The organism is Thalassotalea fusca (assembly GCF_053485835.1).
This window is the reverse complement of record NZ_JBQRUN010000002.1, coordinates 209,949-235,348: the sequence shown is the minus strand read 5'-3', so window position 1 is coordinate 235,348 and position 25,400 is coordinate 209,949. Positions and strand designations below refer to the sequence as shown.

At 42.9% G+C, this 25,400-nt stretch carries 21 protein-coding genes; 13 read left to right on the top strand and 8 right to left on the bottom strand.

Annotated elements, in window-relative coordinates; all coding sequences use genetic code 11:
* Positions 1 to 155: 155 nt before the first annotated feature.
* Positions 156 to 866, bottom strand: coding sequence for a DUF445 domain-containing protein (locus tag ACSLUK_RS03385; protein ID WP_448547104.1), 711 nt, complete (start codon positions 864 to 866; stop codon positions 156 to 158).
* 228 nt (positions 867 to 1,094) lie between these two features.
* On the opposite strand from ACSLUK_RS03385, the gene ACSLUK_RS03380 reads away from it, so the two are divergent.
* A complete protein-coding gene (locus tag ACSLUK_RS03380; protein WP_448547103.1) occupies positions 1,095 to 1,952 on the top strand; it encodes a peptidylprolyl isomerase in 858 nt (285 codons plus the stop codon).
* Between the two features lie 177 nt (positions 1,953 to 2,129).
* On the opposite strand, the gene ACSLUK_RS03375 is transcribed toward ACSLUK_RS03380, so the two are convergent.
* A complete protein-coding gene (locus tag ACSLUK_RS03375) occupies positions 2,130 to 2,702 on the bottom strand; it encodes a hypothetical protein (RefSeq protein WP_448547102.1) in 573 nt (190 codons plus the stop codon).
* A gap of 353 nt (positions 2,703 to 3,055) precedes the next feature.
* On the opposite strand from ACSLUK_RS03375, the gene ACSLUK_RS03370 reads away from it, so the two are divergent.
* The 6 genes from ACSLUK_RS03370 (at position 3,056) to ACSLUK_RS03345 (ending at position 10,478) form a co-directional block, all read left to right on the top strand.
* A complete protein-coding gene (locus ACSLUK_RS03370) occupies positions 3,056 to 4,330 on the top strand; it encodes an efflux RND transporter periplasmic adaptor subunit (RefSeq protein WP_448547101.1) in 1,275 nt (424 codons plus the stop codon).
* A 12-nt stretch (positions 4,331 to 4,342) separates the two neighbouring features.
* Entirely contained in the window at positions 4,343 to 5,044 is a 702-nt protein-coding gene (locus tag ACSLUK_RS03365) for an ABC transporter ATP-binding protein (RefSeq protein ID WP_448547100.1), read from the top strand.
* Positions 5,045 to 5,053: 9 nt separating this feature from the next.
* A complete protein-coding gene (locus tag ACSLUK_RS03360; RefSeq protein WP_448547099.1) occupies positions 5,054 to 6,406 on the top strand; it encodes an ABC transporter permease in 1,353 nt (450 codons plus the stop codon).
* Positions 6,407 to 6,461: 55 nt separating this feature from the next.
* Entirely contained in the window at positions 6,462 to 7,634 is a 1,173-nt protein-coding gene (locus tag ACSLUK_RS03355; protein WP_448547098.1) for an ABC transporter permease, read from the top strand.
* A gap of 160 nt (positions 7,635 to 7,794) precedes the next feature.
* A complete protein-coding gene (locus tag ACSLUK_RS03350; protein WP_448547097.1) occupies positions 7,795 to 9,132 on the top strand; it encodes a sigma-54-dependent transcriptional regulator in 1,338 nt (445 codons plus the stop codon).
* The gene (locus ACSLUK_RS03345; protein ID WP_448547096.1) at positions 9,132 to 10,478 is read left to right on the top strand and encodes a sensor histidine kinase; all 1,347 of its coding nucleotides are present in this window, start codon (positions 9,132 to 9,134) and stop codon (positions 10,476 to 10,478) included. The genes ACSLUK_RS03350 and ACSLUK_RS03345 overlap by 1 nt, the downstream gene beginning before the upstream one ends.
* 24 nt (positions 10,479 to 10,502) lie before the next feature.
* Here ACSLUK_RS03345 and ACSLUK_RS03340 read toward each other — a convergent pair whose 3' ends face one another.
* Both ACSLUK_RS03340 and greB read right to left on the bottom strand, forming a co-directional pair.
* The gene (locus tag ACSLUK_RS03340; protein WP_448547095.1) at positions 10,503 to 10,862 is read right to left on the bottom strand and encodes a hypothetical protein; all 360 of its coding nucleotides are present in this window, start codon (positions 10,860 to 10,862) and stop codon (positions 10,503 to 10,505) included.
* 43 nt (positions 10,863 to 10,905) lie between these two features.
* On the bottom strand, positions 10,906 to 11,379 hold the full coding sequence (gene greB / locus ACSLUK_RS03335) for a transcription elongation factor GreB (protein ID WP_448547094.1): 474 nt from the start codon (positions 11,377 to 11,379) through the stop codon (positions 10,906 to 10,908).
* Between the two features lie 198 nt (positions 11,380 to 11,577).
* On the opposite strand from greB, the gene ACSLUK_RS03330 reads away from it, so the two are divergent.
* Complete coding sequence (locus ACSLUK_RS03330; RefSeq protein ID WP_448547093.1) at positions 11,578 to 13,914, top strand: Tex family protein; 2,337 nt, start codon at positions 11,578 to 11,580, stop codon at positions 13,912 to 13,914.
* 96 nt (positions 13,915 to 14,010) lie between these two features.
* Here ACSLUK_RS03330 and ACSLUK_RS03325 read toward each other — a convergent pair whose 3' ends face one another.
* Positions 14,011 to 15,531 carry a methyl-accepting chemotaxis protein gene (locus ACSLUK_RS03325; RefSeq protein WP_448547092.1) on the bottom strand — a complete coding sequence of 507 codons (1,521 nt, stop codon included), beginning with the start codon at positions 15,529 to 15,531 and terminating at the stop codon, positions 14,011 to 14,013.
* Between the two features lie 334 nt (positions 15,532 to 15,865).
* Here ACSLUK_RS03325 and ACSLUK_RS03320 point away from each other — a divergent pair, with 334 nt between their 5' ends.
* The 3 genes from ACSLUK_RS03320 to ACSLUK_RS03310 all read left to right on the top strand — a co-directional run bounded on the left by ACSLUK_RS03320 (position 15,866) and on the right by ACSLUK_RS03310 (position 20,659).
* Positions 15,866 to 18,148: a S9 family peptidase gene (locus ACSLUK_RS03320; protein ID WP_448547091.1), complete on the top strand. Its 2,283-nt coding sequence runs from the start codon at positions 15,866 to 15,868 to the stop codon at positions 18,146 to 18,148.
* 519 nt (positions 18,149 to 18,667) lie between these two features.
* On the top strand, positions 18,668 to 18,919 hold the full coding sequence (locus tag ACSLUK_RS03315; protein WP_448547090.1) for a DUF4212 domain-containing protein: 252 nt from the start codon (positions 18,668 to 18,670) through the stop codon (positions 18,917 to 18,919).
* A complete protein-coding gene (locus tag ACSLUK_RS03310) occupies positions 18,920 to 20,659 on the top strand; it encodes a sodium:solute symporter family protein (protein ID WP_448547089.1) in 1,740 nt (579 codons plus the stop codon).
* 68 nt (positions 20,660 to 20,727) lie between these two features.
* On the opposite strand, the gene ACSLUK_RS03305 is transcribed toward ACSLUK_RS03310, so the two are convergent.
* From ACSLUK_RS03305 to coaBC, 3 genes are all read right to left on the bottom strand, one after another.
* Positions 20,728 to 22,185 carry an aminoacyl-histidine dipeptidase gene (locus tag ACSLUK_RS03305; protein ID WP_448547088.1) on the bottom strand — a complete coding sequence of 486 codons (1,458 nt, stop codon included), beginning with the start codon at positions 22,183 to 22,185 and terminating at the stop codon, positions 20,728 to 20,730.
* 106 nt (positions 22,186 to 22,291) lie between these two features.
* Complete coding sequence (gene slmA, locus ACSLUK_RS03300; RefSeq protein ID WP_448547087.1) at positions 22,292 to 22,876, bottom strand: nucleoid occlusion factor SlmA; 585 nt, start codon at positions 22,874 to 22,876, stop codon at positions 22,292 to 22,294.
* Between the two features lie 78 nt (positions 22,877 to 22,954).
* A complete protein-coding gene (coaBC, locus tag ACSLUK_RS03295) occupies positions 22,955 to 24,157 on the bottom strand; it encodes a bifunctional phosphopantothenoylcysteine decarboxylase/phosphopantothenate--cysteine ligase CoaBC (RefSeq protein ID WP_448547086.1) in 1,203 nt (400 codons plus the stop codon).
* A 108-nt stretch (positions 24,158 to 24,265) separates the two neighbouring features.
* Between coaBC and radC the strand changes: the two genes are divergently transcribed.
* Positions 24,266 to 24,943 carry a RadC family protein gene (radC, locus tag ACSLUK_RS03290; RefSeq protein ID WP_448547305.1) on the top strand — a complete coding sequence of 226 codons (678 nt, stop codon included), beginning with the start codon at positions 24,266 to 24,268 and terminating at the stop codon, positions 24,941 to 24,943.
* Positions 24,944 to 25,028: 85 nt separating this feature from the next.
* Positions 25,029 to 25,334 (top strand): PilZ domain-containing protein, encoded by a 306-nt coding sequence (locus ACSLUK_RS03285; RefSeq protein ID WP_448547085.1) that lies wholly within the window; start codon positions 25,029 to 25,031, stop codon positions 25,332 to 25,334.
* The last annotated feature ends 66 nt before the right edge of the window (positions 25,335 to 25,400 follow it).

The following is a 25,400-nucleotide window of genomic DNA, read 5'->3' as shown; positions in this document are numbered from 1 at the left end:
CATAGCCCCTATGGCTGTAAAGTTAAAGCGCTTGGCGTAAAAAATCTCGCAGCCATTTAGTGCAACATTCTCTAATAAATTCCAGTCAGTTATTTACACAACACTCACAGAACTCATGCCACGAAAACTTTACAGAGTTTTGATGGTGCTTGGTGCTATAAAGTTCGACTAATTGCAGCGATCAAGCCGATAACTGCGCCAAAAACTCCACCCCAAACTACAAGCCAACCAAGGTGCTTCTTGATCATCGCCTGGATAATATCTTTTACAAGCCGTGGTGTTAATTCGTTGAGACGTTTTTCAATAATATCACTTACTTTGTCACGCACGTTGTTGAGCACATTAGGTTGCTCAATTTCCTGTTTCAATAATGCTGAAAAATCATCACTCTGCGAAATATTGGTGATTGATAGTCTCATTTTCTCAATGAAGGGTTCGCGTAGTGGCTGCAATACTTCACTACCGCCCACCATCGCCAGCATGCCACCAAATGATGAACTTTCGATTACTTCAATTAAGTCGTCAAAGGCGGGCGATAAATCCACTTTCTCGATTATAGGCGCCAAGTCAATATTGAGCGCCTGTTGTTCATTGTCTGACAGGAATCTGTCGATGTTTTCGTCGGTAAAAAACTGCTCCATCATAAGACTACGGATGCCTAATTTGAAATCTTCGAACCGAGCTGGAATGACACCTGAACCGTACAACAAAGGCACGCGCTCAAATAGCATGTGTACGGCAAGCCAATTGGTTATGGCGCCCGATAAGGCAAATATCCCCATGGTAAATAGAATTGGTTCAGCAATGAAGTGTCCTGTGGCAGTTGCCAATAATGCAATAACATTGGTTACTAAACTCTTATTCACGTTGTACCTCGTTAAATTATCTGTGAATCTGACCCACGATCATACTATGAGTCCGCGCTACTATGGCGCGTATGTTATCAATGACATCAAGCTAACAGCAAGAGAAGAGTAACGCTAAGTTAGCCATCGCCAGATGAAATGCGTTAAGCTTAGTAGCCACTAATACGGTGGTATTGACGTAGTCAATGCAAAGCGGATGACCCAAAAGATAAAAATAAGAAAGGAGCAATGATGATCAAACGATTCACCTTAGCACTAGGTGTTATAGCGGCAACAATGAATGTGAGTTGTGCTGAAGACAAACAATGGCGGCAGATACCACTTGAAAACACCGTAATGATGACTTTACCTCAAGGAAAAGTGGTTATTGAGCTTGCGCCGCAATTTTCGCCTAAGCATGTTGAGCAGTTCAAAGCTCTGGTTAACCAAGGCTTTTATGACGGCGAAAAATTCTATCGCGTGATTGACGGTTTTGTTGCACAGGCTGGCCCCGAAGATGAAAGTGAAAAAGATAAATCAGTGGCGACGCTGAAAATCGAAGATGAGTGGACAACTGTTAAAGATTGGCAATATACACAGGTGCAGAAAAACGACTTATTTGCGCCAGAGACAGGGTTCAAAGATGGCTTTGCAATAGGTCATGATCCCGAGGCCAAAAAGGCATGGCTTACCCATTGTCCGGGCGTGATTGCAATGGCTAGAGGTAACGAACCTGACAGTGGTTCAAGTCATTTTTATATCGTTAATGGTCAGGCACCACGTTACCTTGATCGCATTATGACAATTTTCGGTCGAGTGGTTTATGGCATGAAACATGTGCAATCTATTACCCGTACACAAGAAATAGCGGGTGATACTGCAGCGAGTAGCGCTGAACATACACCGATCGTAAAAATGCAACTGATGAGCGAAGTTGCGCCAGCAGAGCGTGTGCTTGTTGAAGTTGAGTCTACAGACAGCGCTAAATTTGTTGAAGGTTTGGCAAATCGCAAAAAGCGTGAGCATGAATTTTTCTACAAGAAGCCACCACCAGTACTTGATGTGTGCCAAACACCAGTTAAAAGTCGTTTAGTCGTGAAAAGCTAGATTAATATGGGTTTTAACATGTGACATGAGCTGCTCTCATGTCACTTCCATTCTCATAAACTTTGCCTTGCGATCACTAAAATAGCCGTATTTGAGTAAGGGCTTAATAATACCTAATCTGATCGCTAGTTTTGTACCTGAAGCGGAGAACTTAACATCATTTTTGTAATTGCATCTTTAGTTAACGAGGCTACTAAAAGAAAGGTTTGAGGGTACCCCCTTTGTAACAAGTGTTGTTGATGATGCAGTTGTCAAAACATCATAACCAACTTCTTCAAAGCTAAACTCATCAAAATACACTTCACCTGTGCCATACAACCGAACACCAAACAATACTTCCTGTTCAACGTTGTAGTCAAAATCCAAGACAATAGAATATTCCTTCCAGTCAGTCGTGCCTATTATTTTTCTATCAGTCATGAAATCAGTCGTTTCCTCAAAATTACTATGCTTGATTGTCATAAACATAACGGCTTCAGAAGCTTCAACTGTTTTTAACTTCGCTGACAGCTTTATTCGTTTACCTAGCCACTCTTTCTTTGGGGATGAATGCTGCAATACACTGCCAAAAGTTGTTTTTTCGTATTTGCTTTTTAAAAGTCCAACATGCTCATTATCTTTTTCATTAAACATAACTCCTGCCTCATAATCTTGAACATTTACTTGATACCATGGTTCAGGAAGTACATTTTGGTTTGCTAGAGTAATTGGAGAAATTAAAAGTAAAAAACAAATAGCTAGTGGTTTCATAATAGTTCCTTTATCGACACATTTGAATGTCTTTGTAATTCCATAAATTTTGCTAACTCGGGTCTGCCTTGGATGAATCAAGTGTTCAGACTTCTCTAAAAAGTAACAGAAATTACAAAAATGACAATAAACTAGATTGGTTATATACCTCAATTGGGCAGCTACATCTTCACACGCAATGTTCGTGTTCGGTTACGCTTTTAGGCGAACACATCACTGTTCGCACATCTCCTTAAAATGTAAAACTTTAACAATATCAGGGTGTTGCTGTTTGGCATGCGAATTGCTAATTGTCAGTAAACGTTGATACGCATTTGTTACAGTTTTAATGCTGCAACTAAAGGAGATGGTAAATGCTAAGAGATACATCGGGTCAAGATCGGGTGATTGATCCGCAACATACAAGAAAAAAATTATGGTTAAAAGTGGGGGGAGCTGTCGCCTTGTTGGTGGCAGTAGTTGCGTATGCCGCCCCAAAATACAACAGCCTGTTTTCGTCTGATTTAACCATTTCAAAAGAACGTTTACGTTTTGCCACTGTAACGCGCGGAGACTTACAGCGTGACATTGGAGTGCAAGGCCGTGTCGTTGCAGCTAATAGTCCTACTTTGTATTCAACAGCACCAGGCATAGTGTCGCTATTCATTAAAGCGGGCGATACCGTAACAACAGGGCAAGTGCTTGCAAAAGTGGACAGCCCAGAACTAAAAAGTCGCTACGATCAAGAGTTGGCGACGCTCGAACAACTGGGGCTCGAAGTTGGGCGACAAAAGATAGTGATGAAAACAACGCAACTCAATAATCAACAGCAAATTGAGATGTCAGCAGTTAATTTGGAAGCGGCAGAAGTTAACAAGAAGCGTGCAGAAATAAGCATTAAAGATGCACTAATCAGTAAAAAAGAATATGAAGAGAAAGTCGCCGAATACAAACGCGCAGCACTTTCACATAATCACGCGAAACAAAATTTTGAGCTACAGGAAGAAAGTCTCCAGTTTGAGCTAAAAAGTAAACAATCTCAGTTCGACCGTCAGCAGTTTGTGGTAAATGACCTGAAACGTCAGGTGCAAGAACTCACGTTAACGGCTCCTACTGAAGGCATTATTGGCAGTGTAAATGTCCGTGAAAAAGACAGCGTAGCCGCCAATTCTTCGTTAGTCACGGTTATCGATTTAAGTGTGTTCGAAGTAGAAGTGAATATCCCTGAAAATTTTGCTGACGATTTAGGAGTAGGTTTAGCAGCTGAGATTAATTTTAATGGCGCATTGTATACCGGTCATATTGTGGCGATTTCACCGGAAGTGAACAATGGTCAGGTGGTTGGGCGGTTGCGCTTTGACGAAAGTGATATTGCCAATCTCCGTCAGAACCAGCGTGTTAATGCACGCATCCTCATAGAGTCCAAAGAAAATGTATTGAAAGTGAGACGTGGTGCCTTCGTTGAATCGGGTGGCGGGCGCATTGTGTATCGTTTGGATGAAAATAACGCTAATCGCCATGCCGTGACTTTAGGCGCACGGAGTATCGGCGAAATTGAAATAGTTTCAGGATTAAAAGAAGGCGATCAAATCGTCGTCTCAAGCATCGATGTCTTTAATAATCGAGACAAAATATATTTAAGTAATTAGGAGAGTACCAACATGTTGAAAATGGAAAATGTCAGTAAAATCTACCGCACAGACCTCGTAGAAACGCATGCATTACGCAATGTGAATTTAGAAATCAATGCTGGCGAGTTTGTGTCGGTTACAGGCCCTTCAGGTTCAGGAAAAACCACCTTTTTGAATTTGGCCGGCCTATTAGAAACATTTGAAGAAGGAAATTACTTCCTAAATGGAGAAAATGTACGAGGACTTAACGATGATCAGCTCTCTGAAATCCGCAATCAAAAGATCGGATTTATTTTTCAAAGCTTTAATCTTTTGCCTGATTTACCCCTCTTTGACAATGTTGATGTACCTCTACGTTATCGTGGAATGAACAAAGCTGAACGTAAAGAACGTATTGAAAATGCATTGGAATTGGTCGGTTTGGCGTCACGTATGCAACATTTGCCCACACAGCTATCTGGGGGTCAACAGCAGCGTGTTGCTATAGCGAGAGCCATCGCAGGTGATCCTTTGTTCTTGCTTGCCGATGAACCAACAGGGAACTTAGATTCACTTATGGCACAACAGGTGATGGAACTGCTAGAAGACATTAACAGCAAAGGGACAACGATAATCATGGTAACCCATGACGATCAACTTGCTCAACGTGCAGATCGAAATATTCAAATTTTCGATGGACAAGTCAATGATATGCAAAAATCGGTTGTTGATGACATCATCAAAAGCGCATAGGAGTAGCTCATGTTGATTTATAACTTTCAGCTTGCGCTAAAAAGTTTGCGCGAGCGACCAGCATTAACCGCATTGATGGTCTTGGCCATCGCAATCGGTTTGGGCTTGTATACCACAGTGTCTACGATGGCGCACCAGTCAGGCCAAATCCCATTGCCACACAAAAGTGAACGTCTGTTCTTAGTGCAAATGGATAACCGCGAAACAACCGCAGAAGAAGTGACTCATCAATCACGCATGGTAGACACTACCTACCGTGATGCCATCGCGTTACACAAAATGGCGATTCCTGGTGTTAACCAAACCTACTCTTGGTCTACTTGGGGGATTTTGAGTGTTGAAGACCCAAATATTACGCCAGTAAAAACGACTGCAGCGGCTACAACAAGTGAATTTTTCAGTATGCTAGAAACGCCGTTCTTGTATGGACAGGGCTGGAGTGCGACACAAGAATCAAATGCCGTGATCGTCATTAGCAAACAAGTCAATGATCGCTTATTTGGTGGAGAAAATAGTGTCGGGAAAACGCTAAAACTCGGCAACCATGTGATGACAGTAGTCGGTGTTGTTAACAAATGGAATATCGTGCGCAAGTTTTATGATCGTAGCTTTTATTCTGGAGAACCAGACGACTTTTTTGTCCCTGCCACATTCGCGATGGAAAATGAACTAGGAAGAGATGCTTATTTTGAATGTTGGTCTACTGAAGCCGAAAATTGGCGACGTTTTAGAAATGGTGCAACATCAGAATTGTACACCTCAGAATGTGCTTGGGTGACGTATTGGGCGGAAGTGTCAGACGGAAACTTTGAGCAATACCAGAATCAAGTCACGCAATATATTGCTCAGCAAAGAGAGCTAGGTCGATTTCCTCGAGGTGGTGAGCTGTTTTTAACCAACCTAAATGATCAGTTGAACTACGTGAATGGTCGCAATGGTTTCATCAACCTATTTTCTTTGATTGCTATCTTGTTCTTCTCTGTGTGTTTACTGAACTCAATCGGAATCTTACTGGCGAAATTCATGCGCCGTAGTAAAGAGGTGAGCATTCGTCGCGCACTAGGAGCGAAAAAGAAAACGATTGTGATGCAACACGTATTTGAAGTGGTCATCATTGGGGCATTAGGCGGCTTAGTTGGGTTAGTTGTCGCGTATTATGGCTTACAGGGTATGTTGAATATCCGCATTTACGCATCTGACTACACGTTACGTGTTGAAGATGTTGCGCCTATGTTTCAGCTCGACCTAACCATGATTGGACAAGCATTTGTTACGGGAATTGTTTGCACTTTAATCGTTAGCATCTATCCAATTTGGCGATTATGTAATGTACCGCCAGCAAGCCAATTGAAATCACAATAAGGAGATGATGATGAATTTTCGTCCAATATTTCTTAGTTTAAAACGTAACAAATTCATGACCTTAATTTTAGTGATTCAAATTGCTTTTACCATGGGGGTGTTGAGTAGTTCAGTGTTGGTGTCTACCGCTACATTGAGTGAATGGAATTTACCGTCTGGTATACCGCATAACGACATTATTCGGGTATCTCCCGAGTTTTTCGAGCAAGATCGCGATGTTGGTCAGGCTATTATCGATGATGTTGAGCGTGTGAAGCAATTTCCGTCAGTGGTCAGTGTTACGCCAAGCACAGCGGTACCTTTTACGGCAGAGAATGTCGTGAATGTTTATTTGGAAACCGGTGAAGATGCACAAGGACATCAAACGGTTATCTTTGACGCCGATGAGTCGATTATTTCGGTGCTAGATTTATCACTGATTGAGGGACGCTGGATAACAGAAAATGACGTGATTCGTGGGCATGCAGAAGAAGTTACTGAAAACGCTAGTATCATGATGATCAGTCAAGACATGGCGAAAACACTATTTCCAGCTTCATCTGCGGTTGGTCAAACAGTTTGGTTATCTAATCAAGGCGAACCGGCTAAGATTATTGGTGTATACAGCAACTTCATGACAGGTGAGCGTTTGAATGGTCGAGGAAAATCATATCACTCGTTTATTCGTCCACAGGTCAAATGGGCAGAAGGTAGCGAACCGCATTATTTAATACGCATGGAGCCGGGCGTTGCAGAGAGCAAATTGGAAGATGTCGTCACCCTGTTTTATCAGGAGCGTGGCCGTTACATTAACTTTCCCGAATTGCTAAAGCGTACTCAAAAGCGCATGTATGATGGTCGTGGTAGCCGTGCACTTACTTTCCTTGTGATAAGTGGCGTGCTGTTACTCATTACAGCGATTGGCATTACTGGCCTAACAGCGTTTCAGGTCAATCAACGGAAAAAGCAAATTGGTACACGCAGAGCGCTTGGCGCAAAGAAGAGTGATATCATTAAATATTTCCTAACGGAAAACAGTATTATCACGCTATTTGGTCTGCTTATCGGCTTGTTATTAACCTTTAGTCTGACTTTCGAAATTTCGGAGCAATATGGTCAAAATATGTTAAATCTGTCGGTCGTGCTTGGTACCGCAGCATTAATATGGTCCATTAATATGGTTGCGGTCTGGTTTCCCGCCAAACGGGCAGCCAATGTCGCACCAGCGATAGTGACACGAACGGCTTAGATGAGTAAATCACTTTACCTGCCATAGCGAAACACCTACACTGCGAACAAATACCCTCTGTTACTGTTTGTTGTGTAGGTGTAATACGTTAATAAAGCCGTAGTCACTATGAGCAGTAATCGGGTACTGGAATAATCATAATATAAAGGAAAGGACACTTATGAAGGCCAAGATCCTCGTAATTGATGACAACCACGATGTTGCTCATGCACTAAGTGTACTATTTAAACTTAACGATATCGCGTGTGACCATCAAGACACCCCTGATGGTGGGCTAGCTGCATTAGCGTCTCAGCAGTATGACTTAGTCATTCAAGACATGAATTTCACTAAGGACACTACCTCTGGAGAGGAAGGTGTCACTCTATTTAATCAAATTCGCACCCAACATCCAGATTTGCCTATTGTACTTATCACTGCGTGGACGCACCTAGAGACGGCTGTTGAATTAGTTAAATCAGGCGCGAGCGATTACATGAGTAAGCCTTGGGATGACGATAAATTACTTACCACAGTGAACAACTTGATTGAACTGAGTGAATTGCAACAGGCACAAAGCAGTGTTGCCAACGCACATCACGCCAAAATAACAGAGTTGTCGAACTCCTTTAACTTATGTGGCACACGATTTCAGAGTGATGCCATGCTCAACTTAATTCAAATTACAACGCAAGTTGCACAGGCTGATATTGCAGTGCTAATAACCGGGCCAAATGGCGCGGGAAAAGAAAAAATCGCGGAAATTTTACAGGCTAACTCTCAAAGTGCTGAAGGGCCATTTGTTAAAGTTAATGTAGGTGCTGTGCCTCAAGATTTGATGGCCGCCGAATTGTTCGGTGCGGAAGCCGGAGCGTATACCGGGATAAACCAGCGTAGAATTGGACGATTCGAATTGGCCAATAACGGCACTTTGTTTTTAGATGAAATCGGTAACTTGTCGTTAGATGGGCAAGCAAAACTACTACGTGTTTTAGAAACCGGCGAATTCGAACGGCTTGGTGGTACAGAAACAATTAAAGTAAAAGTACGTATCATTAGTGCCACTAATGCCGATCTAAAAGCGGCTATTGCCAACGGCACGTTTAGAGAAGATCTGTATTATCGATTGAATGTGATCGAGCTGAAGCTACCATCTTTGTATGACCGTAAGGCCGATATTCTGCCGTTGGCCAAATTCTTTCTGGGTGATGGATATCAACTAACAGAGCGGGCAAATCGCACCCTAAAGCAGCATAAATGGCCAGGCAACATACGTGAGCTAAAAAATGTGATGCAACGGGCGGCCCTGTTGTCATTAGACAAGGTAATAGACGCTCCTGCTTTAGGTCTTGATATCGTACTACCAGAAGAAACAGCGGCGTCGGAAGAAGTGACTGCGGAGCGTATAATCAGTGCGATTCAACAATCAAGTGGTGTGATATCTGAAGCGGCAAAGACACTGGGATTGAGTCGTTCTGCATTGTATCGACGAATGCGCAAATTTGAGATAGAAACATAATGCCAAATAAATCATTGGTTGGTCGATTTTTTATTACGATTATTGCCTCAGTGTTGATTTACGCAGGCACCATCGTCTATTTGAGCACACAACACTCGCTTGGCATTTCACAAGTTTTACTACTATCAATTACCTTGGTGGTGGTCATCATGATTGCCTTTTATTTTCATGTCTTTCCATTAACACAAACGCTGCAAGCACTGGACAATGGTGTTAGTGCCTTTAAAGACAACGATTTTAGCATTACGCTCCAAAAGCAACCTTTCCGCGAGCTGCATGGCTTGGTTAATATTTACAATGAACTTGCTACGGTATTGCGTGCAGAACGCATGGATATTTTTCAGCGTGAATTGTTGCTTGATTCTGTTATTCAATCGACACCCGTTTCATTGGTGTTAACCAACAGCAAAGGGGTCATTGTATACAGTAACTTGTCGGCAAAATCGCTCTTTCAGAGTAAAAAAACCATAGAGGGTTTACTCCTTTCCGATGTCGTTGCACAGCTTTCTGCTCCCTTGCGCAGCGCAACGTTACAAAAATTCAATGGGTTGGTTACTGATCACAATAACGATGATGCTGTTACTTATAATATAAACTGCCGGCAGTTTATGCTAAACGGGCGGGCCCATCACTTATATTTATACAAAAATATGACTAATGAGATGTCGCGCAAAGAGTCCGAGATGTGGAAGCAAGTGATCCGCTTGATAAGTCATGAACTCAATAATTCGTTAGCACCAATCGCGTCATTGACCAAGTCGGCCAAAAAAATTATTAAGTCCCCTGAGCATTTTGAGATGCTGGAAGAAGTGCTTGATACCATTGGTAGACGAAGTAGCCACTTGCACGACTTTATTAGTCAATATGCCAATTTTGCGCGCTTGCCTTTGCCTGAATGTAAGCCGTGGCCGTTAGTTTCTTTTTTTAACAATATTAGTAAGTTATTAGAAATACCTTGCGAGATTAAAGCGCAAGCCAGTCATATTAGCTTTGATGCTGCGCAAATCGAACAGGTGTTAATTAACTTAGTGAAGAACGCCAAAGAGTCTGGCTCTGCGATTGAAGACATTGGGATAAATGTAACCCAAGAAGCCAATGTGCTCGTTGTCAGCGTTTTTGATCGCGGGTCAGGACTGAGTGAAGCGCAATTACAGCAGGCAATGTTACCGTTTTTCTCGACAAAACCGAATGGTATGGGGATTGGGCTGGCCCTGTGTAATGAGATTGTTGCCAATCATGACGGCAGGTTACATTTGTACAACCGAGACAACGGAGGACTTTGCGTGAGCTTCAGTTTAGCACTGGACGAAAGTGATGAATGTGAAGCGAGTCTTGAAAACCCTTAGGCATAAAGTGAAACTTAGGTACAACTATTTGATATGTAGGTGGTTGATTTTAGGTGGAAAAGAATCATTGCAAAATTCCACCTCAACCGTGACTTTTGCTTTAGCCAATTGATAATCCACCTCAAACTCAATGACCGGGTTGTTTTCATGTGCAAAGGCCTTAACAAAACAAAGAGCTAAAGGTTCGCCCAGCGTTGAATCTTGTAGTTCATGGGCGTGAAAAAACTTCACCGGACTGACTGTCTGTTTAAATGAATTTGTGGCTAAACTGATAAAGGCAATATAGTCTGCTTGGTGGTGAGCCTGCAGCATGCGCTTAACAAATGGAGTTAGTACAAATAGTGCATGCTCGCGGTCAGTACCAAATTGTCCAAAGTAGTCCATGCTAGATGTAAAAGCCCGAGTGTGCCATTAGCAAATGTATAACCTATTTATAGGTAATATTGATGACATCGAAATATTTTTCACCTTCTGGCGTTTTTACAACGACTTCGTCGTCTACTCGTTTACCGATTAACGCTCGTGCCATAGGTGAATCTATACTAATCTCACCTTTTTTAACGTCCCACTCGTCCGGGCCAACTAGTCGATAACTTAGCTCTTCATCTTGTTCATTTAGCAAAGTAACCTTAGCGCCGAAAAACACTTTACCTTCTTGTTGTTTTTCCGGATACACAATGGTTAGGTCTTCAAGGCGTTTCATTAAGAATCGCACCCTGCGATCGATTTCTCTGAGACGCTTTTTACCATAAATATACTCCGCGTTTTCACTGCGATCACCCAACGCAGCAGCTTCCGATACGGCTTTAGTCACGCGGGGGCGTTCTTCTTTCCAGAGATATTTTAATTCTTGATCTAACCGTTGCCAGCCTTCTCGGGTAATGTAGTTTGAGCGTTTCATTCATCAAATAATTGGTAACAGAACTGGCGATAGTTTACCCGAAGTTTGTGTTGGGCAAAATCAATATATTTTCGCATACCGTCGAATTGTAGGATTATTATACCTCTATCAACGAAACCACTGGAAATGCCGCTTAAAGGAAGGTATATAGTGGGGCATAATTAAGATTTACACATTATTTTATAGGCTTATTTTTTCATGTTGAATATTGCTGACCAAATTGCGCAGGAACTAAAGGTAACCCCTCAGCAAGTTTCCGCTGCCATTGCACTACTTGATGATGGCGCAACAGTACCTTTTATTGCGCGTTATCGTAAGGAAGCGACTAATGGTTTGGACGATGGGCATTTACGTCCTCTAGCACAGCGTTTAGGCTACCTACGAGAGTTAAACGAGCGACGCAATGTCATACTTACTAACATTGAGCAGCAAGGCAAGCTAACCCCCGGGTTAAAGTCACAAATCGAGCAGGCAGATAATAAGACTCGATTGGAAGATTTGTACTTACCATTCAAACCGAAACGCCGCACCAAGGGACAAATTGCGACCGAGGCAGGGCTTTCGCCGCTAGCTGAAAAGATATTCAAGGACTGGCAGGTTCATCCAGAAAAGGCAGCAGCCGATTTTATAAATATTGAGGCTGGCTTTGGTGACGTAGAAGCCGTCTTAGAAGGCGTGATGGCGATACTAATCGAGCAATTTGGTGAAGATGCTGCGCTCTTAGACAAATTACGTCGTCATTTATTAAAGCATGCACACATCACTAGCACTGTGGTCAAAAGCAAACAAAGTGAAGCGCGAAAATACAGTGACTATTTTGATCACAATGAGCGTTACAATAATGTGCCGTCTCATCGAGCGTTGGCTATGTTTCGCGGGCGGAACGAAGGCTTCTTAAGAGTGTCACTTGATCCTGATTTATCTAAGAGTGATGTGACTTGTGAAGACATCATCATGCGCCATTACGCATTGTCTTTATCTTCGCAGCCAGCAGCACCATTTCTTACACGTACCGTTTCCGCTGCATGGAAGCAAAAGTTAAGCAAGCACTTGTATACCGAACTGCTTGGCCAGTTGAAAGACAGAGCAGAGCAAGAAGCCATCACTGTATTTGCTAGCAACCTCAAAGACTTGCTGTTAACGGCGCCAGCGGGTAGTAAAGTGACATTAGGCATTGATCCGGGCTATCGCACGGGCTGTAAGCTAGCGATTGTTGATCAAACCGGTAAATTGTTACATACCGCCACCATATTTCCACACGAGCCACAAAATAACTGGGACAAGTCGGTACGCACAATCGTCAACCTTTGTCGCCAGCACAAAGTTGAACTGATTGCCGTAGGTAATGGTACGGCTTCAAGAGAATCAGATAAGCTTGCAGGTGAAGCGATTAAGATGCTGGGAGACCGCAAGCCGGTAAAAGTCATCGTGAGCGAAGCTGGTGCTTCGGTGTATTCTGCTTCTGAAGCTGGCGCACAGGAATTTCCTGAAATAGATGTTTCGTTGCGTGGTGCAGTGTCGATAGCTCGACGATTGCAAGATCCGCTAGCGGAACTGGTCAAAATCGATCCCAAAGCAATTGGTGTTGGCCAATATCAGCATGATGTGAGCCAAAGTCAATTAAGTCAAAGTTTAGAGGCGGTTATTGAAGACTGTGTAAATGCTGTTGGTGTTGACGCAAATAGCGCCTCAGCCGCACTATTGACTCACGTTGCTGGCTTCAACAAGACGTTGGCTGTTAATGTGGTTAAACACCGTGACGAACATGGCCGTTTCAACAATCGTCAGGAGTTACTTAACGTGGCACGATTGGGGCCGAAAGCCTATGAACAGGCGGCTGGTTTCTTACGCGTCAACCAAGGGACAGATCCTCTTGACCAAACGGGCGTGCATCCAGAAACCTATCCTGTGGTAGAAAGACTGCTCGCTACACTCAATAAATCAGTTGAAGATATCTTGATTGAGCCACAGTTATTAACATCGGTTGCTGTTGAGTCACTTGTTGATACGCAATTTGGTGAAATCACGGTCAAAGACGTTATAGAAGAGCTTGCTAAGCCCAATCGTGATCCACGTCCTGATTTTAAAACGGCGACGTTTAAAGAGGGGATTGAATCTATTACTGATCTAAACGTGGGGATGATTTTAGAAGGCGTGGTTTCAAACGTTGCAAAATTTGGTGCCTTTGTTGATATTGGTGTGCATCAGGACGGTTTAGTACACATATCATCGCTCACCGATAAGTTTGTTAGCGATCCGCGCGATATTGTTAAGGCTGGTGATATTGTTAAGGTTAAAGTGCTGGAAGTTGAACCTGAACGCAAGCGCATCAGCCTTACAATGCGTCTTGATGAACAACCAGCAGTCAAACGTAAACCAGCGAACGAGCGTAGTGCTAACAATAAAGCGCAGCAGCCAAAAAAATCTTCTGCATCGAATAAAGGAAGCGATGGCAAACGTCGAGCACCGAAGCAACCTGCCAATGCTGCCATGGGTAACGCGTTCGCTGACGCATTAGCAAAAATGAAGAAATAGTTGTGCTGAGCCGCTTGCTGAAACGTTAAATTTGGCCAGCTGTTATTCACGCAGGTATTTGCGAGCACCTCGGTGCTCGCGATACATTGGTATTAACTACCTGAACGTTGAACTTAGTGCCTCTAACGAATTGGCGCTGTGATTAACTTGTTCGCCATTGTGATTTACTTGCTCTGCTATTTGCGTATTGTTACGTGAAATTTCGTCAATTTTATGCACATTCTCACTGATTTCTTTTGCAACACAGCTTTGCTCTTCAGTAGCACTCGCAATTTGCGCGGTCAAGTCGGTCAAGTCATCAACCATTTTAGTGATGTTAATAACATTGGTGTTTGCGAGCTGTGTTTCGGTCACGCAAGATTCTGCATCTTGTTTGTTGCGTAGCATTATGTCACTCCAATCACGCAACGTTTGTTGCAACTCAGCGACTGAATCCTGAATTTGCTCTGCAGCACTTTGTGTACGACTCGCCAATGTGCGAACCTCATCAGCAACCACCGCAAACCCTCTGCCTTGCTCGTCAGCTCTAGCTGCTTCAATGGCTGCATTGAGCGCTAGCAGGTTTGTTTGATCAGCGATTCCCTGAATTTCGCTCATCACCGTTGCAATGCTGGCGGCTTTATCAACCAATTGATTTGCCGTGCCTGCCGCACTTTCTACGTCATTAGATAAATCAGAAATCTTGTTCTGACTACGCTCGATAACGCCAACCACTTGATGACATTCCTGATAGATGCCATTGACGTTTTCATGTGCTTCAACTGTACTCTTGCTCACTTGTTCTATGGTCACGCTCATTTCAGTAATCGCGGTTGCCAGTTGTTCGAGTTGTGCGTTTTCTTCAAACAAGCCATTCAGTGATTGCTTTGAGGAATGCTGTAAATGTGTCGCCAGCGAGGAAAGATGAAACCCCGAATCTCGACTTCGACCGAGTACTGTTCTAATTTTTGCCTGCATCATTAAAAAAGGATATTGGCACAATGCCTGTATGCCTTTTCCTGCAAATACAAAACGAGATGGGCTGTCGAACTTACTACTTACGTCATTTAGATATCGCGGTAGTCGGATGAATTCATCAGAAAAAATAATGAGTAATACGACAAGCGTAGCCAATTGAATAGCCGCTGCAATTAGCGAAATACTCGATGCGGTAATCGCTATCGAAATGAAAATTAGAATAAAAGCGATAACGCGCTTAAGCTGAGTATTGAGATGAAAGTCAGAGAGTTTTCTTCCTTGATTAACGGCTTGATACACTCGTTCAGCTTCGTTTTTTTGTGTATCGCTGGGACAACATCGCACTGATTGATAACCAATAATGGTGTCATTTTCATAGAGCGGGGTAACAAAGGCGTCTACCCAATAGAAGTCCCCATTCTTACATTTGTTCTTAACCATACCTCGCCATGAATCGCCTCGTTTTAATTTTTTCCATAGATCGGCAAATGCTGCTTTGGGCATGTCTGTGTGACGTACAATATTATGATGCTGGCCGAGTAATTCTTCTTGGGAATATCCCGCAATTCGACAAAATGCGTCATTTGCATAGGTAATAATACCTTGGGTATCAGTGGTGGAGACGAGTTGTTCATCTGGTGAAAACGTAACTTCTTGCATGAGTAATTAGCCGATAATTTAAGTGGAGATAATGCATCAAAACGCTAAATATAGTTCATTCATTGATACAGATCTCCAATAACAACAATAGGTTGTTATGTTATTGATCTAGATCAAACTTTTTAGGTGTTTGGTGGGAGTATAGAGAAGAATGACTGATTTATTTTGTCACCAGTCAGAGACTTCAGCACCGTGACATGGTCTTTGTCGCAATTGATTTACGATTTAGCGTGTTACGGCTTTGTAAAAGTAACAATTGTGGTAGGGTGAGACTAGATCCTTGTCTTGGTAGTGATTACCATAACGTCACAATAACACAACAGGTTGAGTATTTATGAGTAACAAACTCGCATTCACTGCATTGATAATGCTCTCATCATCAATTGCAGCCGCTGACATCTCTGTGGAAGATTATCAGCGCGCGGAAAAACAATTAGCTGACCATACTGATAAGCTGGTTTTTGGTACAGTAGAGTACCCACACTGGTCTAAGCAAAATCAATTGCTGTATCGTAGCCATACAGTTAATGGTGTGCAGTTTTTTCAAGTTGATGCGACAAATGGCAAAAAAGAAATTGCGTTTGATCATCAAAAACTAGCAGCGTCATTAGCACGTATTACTGAATCTGAAGTTAATCATGATAAATTGCCGTTTCGTCGCGCAAAAATAGATGAACAAGGTCAACTCAATATTAAAGTAAAACAAGTTCATTATCGTTGTGATTTATCGACCTATTTGTGTCAAGAGAACAAATTTGTTGCTAAAGCACATGAGCTGGTTGCTCCCGATGGTTTAAAGGCCGTATTTATTCGCGATCACAATTTGTGGATGCGTGATTTTGCGACAGGTATGGAGTATGAACTAACAACCGATGGTGTGAAGGATTTTGGTTACGCGACAAATAATGCGGGTTGGGTTCGAAGCAAGAAGCCAGTAGTTAAGTGGTCACCAGATTCGAAAAAGCTTACGACATTCAAACATGATGGGCGTAAAGTCGGTGAAATGGGCATAGTTTCAACAGCAGTAGGACACCCAAAAATAGACGTATGGAAGTACCCGCTGCCAGGTGACGAACATGCGTTCAAAATCCATCGTGTGGTGATAGATGTTGAATCAAAAGCCGTGACACCGCTGAAGATGGAAGCTGATGAGCACAGATCAACAATCACAGACCATGTTGCAGCTAGAGATGGTTCGTTACTTGATATTGATTGGGCACACGATAGTAGTCATTTCGCCTTTGTTTCATCATCACGAGATCATAAGTTAGCGACACTTCGCATCGCTAATGCGACGACAGGGGAAGTGAAAACTATCTTTACTGAATCAGAAGAGACATTTTTTGAATCGGGTGTTTCAGGCATTAGCTGGCGTTATCTAGATAAGAGCAATGAAGTAATTTGGTTTTCACAACGCTCAAATTGGGGGCATCTATACTTATTGGATGCAACTTCAGGCAAGGTGAAAAAACAAATTACCAAAGGCGACTGGACCGTGATTTCTCTGCTTCATGTTGATCAGGATTCAGGTCGATTACTCTTTACTGGCGCAGGTATGGAAGGGGGCGATCCTTATTTTCACTACTTATATAGTATTAACAAAGATGGTAATGCGCTGAAATTGTTAACACCTGAAAATACCCATCATCGCATTACATTGAGTGACGATGGGCGTTATTTCCTTGATCAAGCTTCAACATACAATAAGCCTGAAATCAGCCAAGTTCGTGATACTCAATCAGGCAATGGCTTTATAGTGGAGAACATGGACATTACTAAGTTGACTGCAACAGGTTGGAAAGCGCCACAGCCATTTGTAGTAAAAGACCGAAATGGTGAGCATGACTTGCATGGTTTAATGTATACGCCAAGCAACTTTGATCCAACTCAGTCATATCCGGTAGTGAATTATCTATATCCAGGTCCACAAGTTGGCAGTATTCGTGGTCGTCACTTTCGATCTGCGCGTGGCGATAATCAGGCGATAGCTGAATTAGGTTTTATTGTTATAGAGCTTGATGCGTTAGGGACGCCGGGTCGTTCGAAACGTTTTCATGAGTTCTATTATGGCAATATGGGCGATAGTGGTATACCTGATCAGGTAGCTGCGATAGAACAACTTGCCAAAAAACATCAATGGATTGACGTTAATAGCGTAGGTATTTGGGGACATTCAGGAGGCGGTTTCGCTTCAACTCGTGCATTGCTGTTGTATCCTGACTTCTACAAAGTCGCTGTTTCACAAGCGGGTAATCATGATAATCGCAATTACGCCGATGAGTGGGGCGAGAAATGGCACGGCATGTTAGTTAAAAACGAAGATGGTACGACAAATTATGACAGTCAAGCTAACCAACTTATTGTCGATAAACTTAAAGGCAAATTGTTGATTGCACACGGTACAACAGATACCAATGTGCCGCCATATAGTACGTTAGTTGTGGTAGAAGCACTGATTAATGCTAATAAGGATTTTGACATGCTCATGTTACCGAATCGTGGGCACGGCTTTGCCAGAGAGCCATATATGATGCGTAAACGTTGGGATTATTTTGTTGAGCATCTTAAAGGGCAAACGCCACCGAAAGAGTACCAATTTGGTAAACAAGCGCATTAACTCGCGGTTTAGCAATTGAGTCCAATCTAAAAGGAGAGCTTCGGCTCTCCTTTTATGTTCAGGCCGAACGGAGGGTTTTTCCTCGTACATCCTGAGTAGGAGGTACGACGTATCGAAGGGCGATTGCTTCGCACTCAGGATGCGCGGGACTAAATGGATGGCAAGGAGCGTCGATGTTCAGGCCGTGCGGAGGGGTTTTTCCGTACATCCTGAGTAGGAGGTACGACGTATCGAAGGGCGATTGCTTCGCACTCAAGAGCAGCGGAAATTCAAAGGAGCATTATTGTTTTGAATAAATTCAGTTTATCGCATAGCACAGATACCAATAACCGAGCAGAATTCATGCAATTTAGGTTGCATTGTACAGAAGATAACCGATAACCTAGTTCCCTGTCTTATTGATCAAATACTTGCTCTGATATGCGACTTAGGTCTGAAGACGAGTGTATAACAATAAAAATTTTCTGATGAATGTGTGTAGTTGTTTAGAAGCATTTCGTCACAAATAAGGGGATTGCAATGGAAAGTCACGCGTCATATTGGCGAGCGAATATTCGCTTGATTCTAATCTGTCTAACCATTTGGTTCACTGTGTCATTTGGATTTGGCATTCTACTCGTGGAACCACTAAACCACATTAAACTTGGCGGTTATAAGCTAGGCTTTTGGTTTGCACAGCAGGGCTCAATTTACATCTTTGTCGGTTTGATTTTTTGGTACACCCATAAAATGAATCAGTTAGACAAAGAACATAAGGTCGAGGAAGAATAAATGGATGAATTGAAGCTCTATACCTACATTGCAGTCTTTGGTTCATTCGCCCTTTATTTTGCCATCGCATGGTGGGCGCGTGCGGGCTCAACCAGTGAATTTTATGCTGCAGGTGGGGGTATTACACCGGTGCAAAACGGTATGGCGATTGGTGCAGATTGGATGAGCGCGGCATCGTTTATTTCGATGGCGGGCATGATCGCTTTCCTTGGCTATGGTGGCTCTGTCTTTCTAATGGGGTGGACAGGTGGTTATGTGCTACTTGCGATGTTACTCGCTCCCTACATGCGCAAGCACGGGAAATTCACCGTACCTGAATTTATCTCAGATCGTTACTATTCAAAAACGGCTCGCATTGTGGCTGTGTTGTGTTTAATTATTGCGTCACTCACTTATATCATCGGGCAAATGAAAGGCGTTGGTGTGGCCTTTTCGCAGTTCTTAGAACTTGAATACAGCCAAGGATTGTTTATTGGCATGGGCGTGGTTTGGGTTTACGCCGTACTTGGTGGCATGAAAGGCATTACCTACACACAAATCGCGCAATATTGCGTCCTGATTTTTGCCTATACTATTCCGGCGATTTTTATTTCATTGCAACTCACAGGTAACCCTATTCCTCAGCTAGGTTTGGGTAGTACATTAGCCGACGGTAGTGGCGAATACTTACTCGATAAATTAGATCGTGTGGTAACCGAGCTAGGATTTAACGAATTCACCACGGACAATATGGGCGGCTCACTCAACATGTTTGCTTATACGTTGTCACTCATGATTGGCACGGCAGGCTTGCCACATGTCATCATGCGTTTTTTCACCGTGCCTAGTGTCAAAGCTGCTCGCGCTTCTGCTGGTTATGCGCTGGTATTTATTGCCTTGCTATACACTGTTGCGCCTGCCGTTGGCGCAATGGCACGTTTAAATTTTATGAGTACCATTGAACCTGAAGCAGGAGAACATTTGGTCTATGATGAGCGACCTCAATGGTTCAAAGACTGGGAAAAAACGGGTCTGTTGGAATTTGAGGACAAAAATGGTGATGGAAAAATTCAATATTCAGCAGATGTGGCATCGAATGAAATGGTTAAAGTTGATCGCGATATTATGGTGTTAGCAAATCCCGCAATCGCTAATTTACCTAGCTGGGTTATAGCGTTAGTTGCTGCGGGAGGGTTGGCTGCAGCGTTATCGACAGCCGCTGGACTGTTATTAGCTATATCATCGTCGGTATCCCATGACTTAATGAAGGGCGTATTAACACCTAACTTATCTGAGAAGAATGAGTTACTTGCTGGCCGTATTGTGATGACATTAGCTATCTTATTATCAGGCTGGTTAGGGCTTAATCCCCCAGGTTTCGCCGCCGGTACAGTGGCACTCGCTTTTGGTTTAGCGGCATCTTCAATTTTTCCTGCGCTAATGATGGGAATATTTTCCCGACGAATGAGTGGTACAGCTGCCATTTGGGGGATGTGTTCAGGTATTGGCGTCACGCTACTTTATGTATTCCAACACAAAGGCATCATGTTTATTCAGGGGACGTCATTCCTTGGTCACATGGAACCTAATTGGTTCTTTGGCATATCACCCAATGCGTTTGGTGCAGTAGGGGCTTTAGTGAACTTTACCGTAGCATTTGTTGTGTTAAAGATAACAGGTCCGTCACCATCGCATATTCAATCGCTAGTGGATAACTTCCGCACACCACATGGAAAGACGACCACAGCACATGAACACTAATTGAAAAAAAGCGGTATCAACTTGTCGCTGATACCGCTTGTTTTATCACTGACAATATAAGCAAGGAATTATTTTTCAGGAATGTTCGCTATTACTGCCTGTAGTAACTGCCAGTACTGATTTACTGTAGCGATTTCAACTTTCTCATCTGGTGAATGTGGAAACTTAATCGTTGGGCCAAATGACACCATATCCCAATGTGGGTATGCCGTTTTAAACAAACCACATTCTAGCCCTGCATGGATCACCATTATCTCAGGAATACGACCAAATAGTTGTTCGTATGTATCGCGAACGGTTGCCATTATGGGGGATGAAGTGTCAGGCTGCCAGCCCGGGTAGGCACCACTAAATTCAATATTTGCGTTTGCTAAAGCAAAAACTGATTCAACCATCGTTTGTGCTTCTAAACGGCCATCGTCATGTAAGCTACGGATCAGCGTCAGCGCAACAAACTTAGGTCCTTTACAGCGCATAACGCCCAAATTAAGTGATGTTTCGACAATGCCTTCAATGTCGTCACTCATACGCAATACACCATTGGGGCAGCCATTGAGCGCATTCAAAATGCGCTGTTGTACTTCACTCGTCCAACATTCGTCGAAATCCTCAGGTGAAATCAATAGCATATTGATGTCAGTTTCGATGCTCTTTAGGTTATGCTTAATCGTAGCCAAATAATCATCTAAGTGTGCTTTTAGCGCATCAACATTTGCAGCGGGCACCACAAAACTAGCGTTTGCTTCACGTGGTATAGCGTTACGTAGGCTACCACCGTTTAATTCGGTGAGCTTGATGCCGTGTTGTTTACTGGCATCGAGCAAAAAACGAACGAGCAGTTTACAGGCATTTGCGCGACCCGTATGAATATCAACACCCGAATGGCCGCCCTTAAGTCCAGAAATTGACAAGTTAAATGCTTGGTATTCAGCTGGCACCGCTTCAAACGCCAAATTAAATGTCGCAGTGCCATCTATGCCACCTGCGCATCCCATATAAACTTCGCCTTCTTGTTCCGAGTCGGTGTTAATCAATATGTCGCCTTCAATCCAATTCGGTTGAAGACCAAATGCGCCGCTCATCCCCGCTTCTTCATCAATAGTAATTAATACTTCTAGCGGGCCATGTGGAATGTCGTTGCTGGCTAGTACTGCCAGTGCCGAAGACAGGCCAATACCATTATCTGCCCCCAGTGTTGTACCTTCTGCAGTAACCCACTCGCCATCAATATAAGGTTTGATTGGGTCGGTAAGAAAGTCATGCACAGTATCGGCATTTTTTTGTGGCACCATGTCCATGTGCGCTTGCAAAATAACGCCACGGCGATTTTCCATACCTTGGGTTGCTGGCTTGGAAATGAGTAAATTGCCAACTTCGTCTTCTTTCACCGCTAATCCCAGGTCCTGTGCCCATGATTGGATCCACGCAGAGATTTTTTGTTCGTGTTTTGAAGGGTGTGGAATACTACAAATTTGTTCGAAGATCTGCCACAACGATTGCGGCTCTAAATGAGATAACTTAGCCAAAATTTGTCCTTTCTACGTTGAATTATTTATTACTGGTTATTGTTTCTGGTTAGAAATGAAAACGCCAGCGACGCTGGCGTTTTATATCAATAATGAGTGTATGGATTTATTTACTGGCCATTAAAAATTGCCATTGTTCATTAAAACTGTCACTGGGCTTTTTCGTGAACTCGGTGCGTACGTATTGGCTTATTTTACCTTCTGCGTACGATACCAATATATTGGCTAGTGCCAGTTCATTAATTTCAAACCCTTTGCCTTCACGCAATTTTCGCTCACGAAGTACTTGTTTAAACTGAGATTCAATTTTTTCAAAAAACTGATTAACACGTGTTCTTAGACGCTCATTTTCGCCCATTAAGGCATCGCCAGATAATATTCTACACATGCCTGGATTACGCTCAGCGAATACTAATAAAACGTGTAAGATATGGTGGCAACGCACAAGAGCTTCTTTGTGGTCTGCGAGAATAAGATTAACCCGTGAAAACATTGATTCTTCAATAAACTCAATCAATCCTTCAAACATGCGTGCTTTCGACGGAAAATGACGATAGAGAGCGGCTTCTGAAACCCCTACTTCCGCTGCTAGCTTCGCTGTGGTAATTCTTTGTCCCGGGCTACTTTGTAGCATCGCGGCAAGGCATTCTAAAATTTGTTGCTTTCGGTTGGGTTTTTGATTGACCGTCATAAAACCTTATCTCTACTTATTGTTATGTAATCTTGTTATATAATCGCGAGATTATTTTGCGTGATTGTAGCGAGTTATTTACTGATTTGCACCAAGCTGCTGCCTAATTATTTCTACAAGCTCTGTCGCCAGCTGCGTTTTGCTACTTAGTGCGAGTTGTGTTTCAAAATCGGTACCAATAACCGTTAATGCATTGTTTTCGCTGCCAAATCCTTGGCCTTCAATTGCAACATCATTGGCGGCGATTAAATCTAAATTCTTGTTTACTAGCTTACCTTTGGCGTATTTCACTACGTCTTGTGTTTCTGCGGCGAAGCCTACTGTAAATGGCTTATCAGGCAATGCGGCAACATCGGCAACAATATCAGGATTCTTTACTAGATTAATTTGCATACTGTCGGCTGATTTCTTGATCTTTTGCGTGGCCACTTGTTCAACGCGGTAGTCAGCTACGGCAGCGCAGGCAATAAATACGGTTGCTGATGGTGCGATGGCAAGCGCAGCTTGGTGCATATCCAGTGCACTCAACACCGATTGTCGTTCTATGCCAGCACTTGGCTCAATTGCAACTGGACCTGAGATAATCGTGACTTTGGCGCCGGCATTGTAGGCTGCTTGAGCGATAGCATAGCCCATTTTGCCTGAGCTATGATTCGAAATATAGCGTACTGGATCTATGGCTTCTTGTGTCGGACCAGCAGTAATCACCCAATGTTGACCCGCTAATTCACGGGGCTGAAAGAAACTAAGGGTTAACTCAACCAGCTCGGCGACTTCTAACATGCGCCCAGCGCCAACATCACCGCATGCCTGCTCTCCTATTCCAGGTCCCCAAATGTGAACGCCTCGTCCTTTTAGGGTTGTAATATTTTGCTGTGTTGCGGCTGCTTGCCACATTTGTTGGTTCATGGCTGGCGAAACCACTATTGGAGCTGACGTTGCTAGGCAAATGGTGGAAAGCAAATCATCGGCCATGCCTGCAGTAATTCGTGCAATCGTGTCGGCACTTGCGGGTGCGATAAGGATTAAATCTGCCCATTTAGCGAGTTCAATGTGTCCCATTGCTAATTCTGCTTGTGGATCTAATAGACTGTCAGAAACAGGATTTGCCGACACCGCTTGTAAGGTAAGAGGCGTTATGAAAGCTTTGGCGCCATTTGTCATTACGCAGCGAACATTAGCACCTTGCTCTTTGAGTCGCCTTACCAGATCAGGAATCTTGTAGGCGGCAATGCCACCGGTAATTCCTAATACAATATTTTTACCCTGTAAATTTTGCATTAGCTGCTAATCTTAAATTCTTTGTAGTAACTAGCTACATAAGATACCACTATTAATCATTGAATTAAATCAAGGTTCATTTTGGATGAACGACTAATGAAAGAAGGAATGACATTGAGAGATTGGCCACAAGGAGAGCGCCCAAGGGAAAAACTACTTACCAACGGTGCGGCGCAGTTAAGCGATGCCGAGTTACTGGCGATATTTTTACGAACAGGGATTTCTGGCTGTAATGTTATCGAACTTGCAAGAAAACTATTAACAGCGTTTGGTGACATTTCAGGCGTGTATCGCGCGTCACAGAAAGATTTCTGTCAAATACCGGGCTTAGGCAAAGCCAAATATGTTCAACTACAAGCAAGCATTGAGATGACAAAACGCTATTTAGCGCAAGAATTAACCAAAGGTTCAGCACTGACATCATCAGCAATGACAAAAGAATACCTTATGGCGGAGCTTAAACCTGAAACCCGTGAAGTATTTGCCGTACTCATTCTTGATAACCAACATCAAATCATACGATTTGAAAAATTGTTCTTCGGCACCATCAATGCTGCAGCTGTTTATCCGAGAATTGTGGTTGAATTCGTGCTTAAACATCAGGGCAACGCGGTGATTTTGACGCATAATCACCCTTCAGGTGTAAGTGAACCGAGTCAGTCTGACAAGCTAATTACTCAAAAACTGGTAGATGCCCTAGCTTTGATTGACGTTGTGGTGCTCGATCATTTAATTGTTGCTGGACATCAATGTTTCTCATTTGCTGAACATGGTTTGATGCAATAAATCATGAAAATCACTAAAAAAGTTGCAAGCTTAATAATTCGTGGTTAGTTTTAGTTAGTAGATAGAGTGTATTAAGGATGTTGAAATGAGTAATGACGATCAAGAATTTGAAGAGCGCAGGCAACATTTTCGTCTCGACATGGAAAAAGAGCTAATAGACATCAATTGGGTTGACGATAATGGTGCAGCCCAGCAGAAAAAAATTGTCTGTGTAGATTTTTCTCGCGGTGGCCTTAAGCTCGATTGTGACACCAGTATTCCATTAGACACTGTGGTTACAATAGTTTTTCGCAGTGCACATCCCAACAGTCAGCAAATTTCAGGTAAAGTAATTCGCTGCATAAAACAGGAAAATGGTTGGTTTGATATTGCACTACAGATAGATGAATAACTGCTCAATATGAAACTCTGTATTTGAACTATACTTTAAAAGCATTGAACTTATAGCGTTGTAGAA

Excerpts from the sequence above, each read along its gene's own strand:
- greB (WP_448547094.1), bottom strand. The coding sequence starts at position 11,379 with ATGAAACGCTCAAACTACATTACCCGAGAAGGCTGGCAACGGTTAGAT.
- ACSLUK_RS03375 (WP_448547102.1), bottom strand. The coding sequence starts at position 2,702 with ATGAAACCACTAGCTATTTGTTTTTTACTTTTAATTTCTCCAATTACT.
- ACSLUK_RS03380 (WP_448547103.1), top strand. The coding sequence starts at position 1,095 with ATGATGATCAAACGATTCACCTTAGCACTAGGTGTTATAGCGGCAACA.
- ACSLUK_RS03285 (WP_448547085.1), top strand. The coding sequence starts at position 25,029 with ATGAGTAATGACGATCAAGAATTTGAAGAGCGCAGGCAACATTTTCGT.
- radC (WP_448547305.1), top strand. The coding sequence starts at position 24,266 with ATGACATTGAGAGATTGGCCACAAGGAGAGCGCCCAAGGGAAAAACTA.
- ACSLUK_RS03320 (WP_448547091.1), top strand. The coding sequence starts at position 15,866 with ATGAGTAACAAACTCGCATTCACTGCATTGATAATGCTCTCATCATCA.
- ACSLUK_RS03345 (WP_448547096.1), top strand. The coding sequence starts at position 9,132 with ATGCCAAATAAATCATTGGTTGGTCGATTTTTTATTACGATTATTGCC.
- ACSLUK_RS03370 (WP_448547101.1), top strand. The coding sequence starts at position 3,056 with ATGCTAAGAGATACATCGGGTCAAGATCGGGTGATTGATCCGCAACAT.
- ACSLUK_RS03350 (WP_448547097.1), top strand. The coding sequence starts at position 7,795 with ATGAAGGCCAAGATCCTCGTAATTGATGACAACCACGATGTTGCTCAT.
- ACSLUK_RS03315 (WP_448547090.1), top strand. The coding sequence starts at position 18,668 with ATGGAAAGTCACGCGTCATATTGGCGAGCGAATATTCGCTTGATTCTA.
- ACSLUK_RS03310 (WP_448547089.1), top strand. The coding sequence starts at position 18,920 with ATGGATGAATTGAAGCTCTATACCTACATTGCAGTCTTTGGTTCATTC.
- coaBC (WP_448547086.1), bottom strand. The coding sequence starts at position 24,157 with ATGCAAAATTTACAGGGTAAAAATATTGTATTAGGAATTACCGGTGGC.
- ACSLUK_RS03365 (WP_448547100.1), top strand. The coding sequence starts at position 4,343 with ATGTTGAAAATGGAAAATGTCAGTAAAATCTACCGCACAGACCTCGTA.
- slmA (WP_448547087.1), bottom strand. The coding sequence starts at position 22,876 with ATGACGGTCAATCAAAAACCCAACCGAAAGCAACAAATTTTAGAATGC.
- ACSLUK_RS03355 (WP_448547098.1), top strand. The coding sequence starts at position 6,462 with ATGACCTTAATTTTAGTGATTCAAATTGCTTTTACCATGGGGGTGTTG.
- ACSLUK_RS03330 (WP_448547093.1), top strand. The coding sequence starts at position 11,578 with ATGTTGAATATTGCTGACCAAATTGCGCAGGAACTAAAGGTAACCCCT.
- ACSLUK_RS03340 (WP_448547095.1), bottom strand. The coding sequence starts at position 10,862 with ATGGACTACTTTGGACAATTTGGTACTGACCGCGAGCATGCACTATTT.
- ACSLUK_RS03325 (WP_448547092.1), bottom strand. The coding sequence starts at position 15,531 with ATGCAAGAAGTTACGTTTTCACCAGATGAACAACTCGTCTCCACCACT.
- ACSLUK_RS03360 (WP_448547099.1), top strand. The coding sequence starts at position 5,054 with ATGTTGATTTATAACTTTCAGCTTGCGCTAAAAAGTTTGCGCGAGCGA.